Annotated in this window: 2 protein-coding genes; both read right to left on the bottom strand. The window is 34.6% G+C overall.

Translation table 11 applies throughout. The features are described 5' to 3' along the window. A partial coding sequence (locus tag AFK68_RS07000; RefSeq protein ID WP_143437647.1) for a hypothetical protein occupies positions 1-372 on the bottom strand: 372 nt, incomplete at its 3' end. A gap of 1,638 nt (positions 373-2,010) precedes the next feature. Then, a complete protein-coding gene (locus AFK68_RS06995) occupies positions 2,011-2,367 on the bottom strand; it encodes a hypothetical protein (RefSeq protein ID WP_094672137.1) in 357 nt (118 codons plus the stop codon). Positions 2,368-3,927 lie beyond the last annotated feature (1,560 nt).

The following is a 3,927-nucleotide window of genomic DNA, read 5'->3' as shown; positions in this document are numbered from 1 at the left end:
ATCTTTATTAATAGCATCTGAGGAATTTTTGGGAATATTGAATTCATTTTTTACATAAGTTTTTGCATCTAATAAATTATCAATATTTATTTCCTGTTCCTCTAGATTAATTTCAATAAAACCAACACCAGATTTTTTGGGGTTACATACAACTTTTAATGGAGAAAAAAATTTCTTTACCAATCTCCCTCCCAAAATTGGCACAGTATCTACTATTTGTTGAATTGCTATTTTTAATCTCTGAGAATCTATTCGATGTTTATACCAACTTATTACACCATAATACGGCCAAAGTCCCATTTGACTATCAAATTTTGAAAGTTGATACTCTTGATGCACATTGGTATTTGTAATTAATTCTATTGGTTTCATCTGAGTTTTTTATTCGTTGGTTTTGCATAGTTTACAGATAATATTATGGTAATTAATGTAATCAAAGATCGAATGTTGGATTTATTTATAGCAATTATCAAAAAGCGTGAGATACAAAATTCATTTTTTTTAGGGAGTAGGTAGTAGGGAGTAGGGATTAGTATTCGCGAAACAGGGAATAGAAAAGAATAAAAACAACTGTACCTCAGTCACTTGAGAAATATTTATATAAAGCTTTTGTAGCTCAAATAAATGAGGGGAAAAATTATGATTTGAGGAAAGTCGGAAGATGCTTTTAGGTTGCCAGTTTCTCTATATAACAACAGCTATAATTAGGGCTTGCTGATTAAATCTCAAAGTATTGACAGATAAATTTTAGCCTTTTTAGGTTCTGAAAAACCGTAAGTTTTTAGGTTATTCAGGTTGAAAAAGTGAGCCTTTAATGCTCACTATAGCAGAAAAATCAAGGGACTATTCTTCCTACTAGCTCCTCTATAAATCCCATTTATTCTGACTCCTGACTCCTGACTCCTGACTCCTACCCTGACCACTCATACTTTTTCAGCAAACCCTAATTATTAATTCTTCGGTAAATTCATCTTATCGGTTAAAACTGTAAGATTTTGAATATTTTGTTGATAAATACTCTCTATATATTATCTTCACTAAAGATTAAACTTTTTAGGAATTAGGAATCAGGAAGTATCTCTGTACTTCCGTGCGGAATAGGAAAATGTAGGGTTTGGTATTGAGACTTTCCTGTTATACCACTTTGAAAAAAGAATGATACAAAAAAGTGTACCTCGATAAGAGATACTTAAAAATAGCCTTTCCCATTCATTTTAGACAGTTATCTCTATCATTTTTTCCTTTTTTTTTCAATATTTACCAAAAAATGAGGTCTAAAGCCTCCCCTTTTAAGGGGATGAAAAAAATATTTAACTCAGTATTTCAAGCCTCCGACTTTAAGTCGGAGGTTCACTGATAACTGATAACTGAAATGACTCCTTCTTCCTTCTTCCCTCTACCCTCTTCCTTACTTCTACCATTTGTAACAAACATTTATCAAATTGGTATTAGACTTTGATTTAATGGAAGAGTCTCAAATAATTTACTTCATTCTCATCTACTACAAAATTTTCTAGACTTTGCTTTTCAATAATTCTTTTTTTTGTTGAGTAGAAATCAACTTGCCAAAAAAGAAAATTATCATACTATAGTAATCAGTAATCGGTAATTCTCAATCCTTCATCAGCAAAGGGAGGATGTTACCGAATAATTAATAATTAATAGTTAATAATTAATAATTAAGAGTTGATAGTCAATAATTAATTATTCATTCAACAATTAAGGTTTAAAGCCTCCCCTTTCAAGAGGATAAATCAAAAAAAATTCCTTTTAGCCAATCCCGTTATTTCAAGAAGGGGTAATTATTAATTATTAATTGTTTTCCTGCGGAATGCTTCGCAAACGGCTGTCGCCGACATGAACATTGTTAATTGCTGAAATTTAACCTTATACAATAGCTAATAAAAATATTTGGTAATGGTAAACAAGTAACAATGAATGAGTTTATATCCAGACAATTAAAGAGATATACTAACTAATATCCCTTCATATTTAAGACTACCAAAAATTTTATTCTATTTGCTCTAAATATTGATTAATATCATCATAAACTCTAGTAAGTTCAGCCTCAGTAGTAATCCGAATTCGCTCGTCTCGTAGAGTAATCAAAACTTTAGCAGCAAAAGGACTAGGCCAAATATTAGGATTGCAGAATATTTCCAAAAATACATCTCCTGTATACTGATATTCTGTGGATTTTTGTGGAGTTGCTTTGCCAGAACTACCAGCAGCATTTTTGGCAGCAACAGATTTTAATTGCTGCATTAATTCAGCTATCACACTTTGTAAATTTCTTGCAGCTTCAGGAGTAAAATCAAAAGATATAGATCCTTCTACCAAATTCAAGGTTAGTTTAGAAGTAGACATAAGAAATCAAATACAAATAAATATATAGAAACTCTTAGCAATATAGAACTATATCACACAACCTTAACCTCAAGTTACTATTGTTAGGATGGCAGAAATAATTAAACAGTTACAAACAAAATCCTCCAAACCTTACCTAATCAATACTGTTGAATTTTAAATTCCATCAGGACTTACGCAGAGGTACTATATATAGAGGGAAAAAACTATAACGTTATAGTTTTGAACGCTACATACATGGTCTTGGCGTAAGTCCTATCCATGTTGTGGCACTATTGAAATATAATAATATAGAAATTAATTTTATAGGGGTATTTCTTGACCAGAAAATAAGGTCTCAATCTCAATCCTCCCTTTGGCTGGGTTGCGAGCTGCCCTTCTACAAGGTAAGGCCGTATCATTCGTATAGTGAGTTAACAATTTAAGGAGAACGGGAGATGTTTAGGAGCAGAAAATAGAGAAATTAGCCATATCAGTGCCGATTTTTCAGTTGATAAGTGTCATTGAAGTAGCAGTCAGCACTCAGCAGTCAGCTATTAGCTTTTCACTGTGTATAATTGGGGATACTCAAGAGCAGCCGCTCCGTGTCTTATCACCCCCACGCAAAGCGCACCAGTAATTTTTCTCTCCTCTTGTGGGGGACTTAAACCCTCGGATTTTAGCGCTCCTGCTAAATGCTGGCAAGCTCCGCATTACCTAAGGAAAAGCTAATAGCTAGTTAAACTCTGTCTAAATATCTGGTTCAATACCCTCAAATAAAAACTATTCGTATTTTTAACCTTTCAGAATAATTGATGAATATTGGGGATGCCCTGTGGGTAAAGCGTGGAAAATTCTCCCCTACTCCCCTGCTCCCCAGGAGCCTTACAGCGCTTTTCAGTTGAGTAAACCACAAAACTTTTGTAGGAGTCAGGAGTCGTAGGGGCGAATGGCCATTCGCCCGTACAGGAGTCAGGAGGCAAAGGCTAGTTTCAAAGCTCTACATCCTCAAGTTGCAACCGAATACAAGTCTTCGATTATACCCCCAGTGCAAATCGACTGTGGTTTATCCATTTGAAAACTGCTGTAAGCAAGAATGAAACGGCCCTGCCTTCTACAAGGGGATAAAAAAAGAAAAATTAGTATTTCAAGCCTCCTGCTTTATGAGCAGGTACTTATAACTGATACCTAGGGTTTGCTGAAAAAGTCTTATGGATGAAGGTAGGAGTCAGGAGTCAGGAGTCAGGAGTCAGGAGTCAGGAGTCAGGAGGAATGGGGAATTACAGAGTATGTAGTTGGAAAAATTGTCCCTCAGTTTTTCTGCCCTTAAGTTTTTCTGCCCTTGTCTACTCAAAATACTCATATTTTCAGCTTTAGGGAGCAAAAAGCTTGCACTTTTAGACAACAGAGCAAGGCTTTAGCCTTTCTCTGTCAATGCTTTGAGATTTAATCAGCAAGCCCTAACTAATAACTGAAGTGACTTGGCACAAAAAATTTTGCCTCTCAGTCGTTTTACCCAGAAATTAAGTATCTAATACCAATTTCATAAAATATTGCAGAGCGTGACGACAGAGGGAACAG

Origin of the sequence: Hydrocoleum sp. CS-953 (assembly GCF_002260545.1) — a bacterium.
Taxonomy (GTDB): Bacteria; Cyanobacteriota; Cyanobacteriia; order Cyanobacteriales; family Microcoleaceae; genus Trichodesmium.
The sequence above is the reverse complement of the archived record's forward strand: the minus strand, read 5'-3'. Positions and strand labels throughout refer to the sequence as shown.

What these genes read in the sequence shown, in the direction of transcription:
- AFK68_RS06995 (WP_094672137.1), bottom strand. Translation starts at nt 2,367, where the DNA reads ATGTCTACTTCTAAACTAACCTTGAATTTGGTAGAAGGATCTATATCT.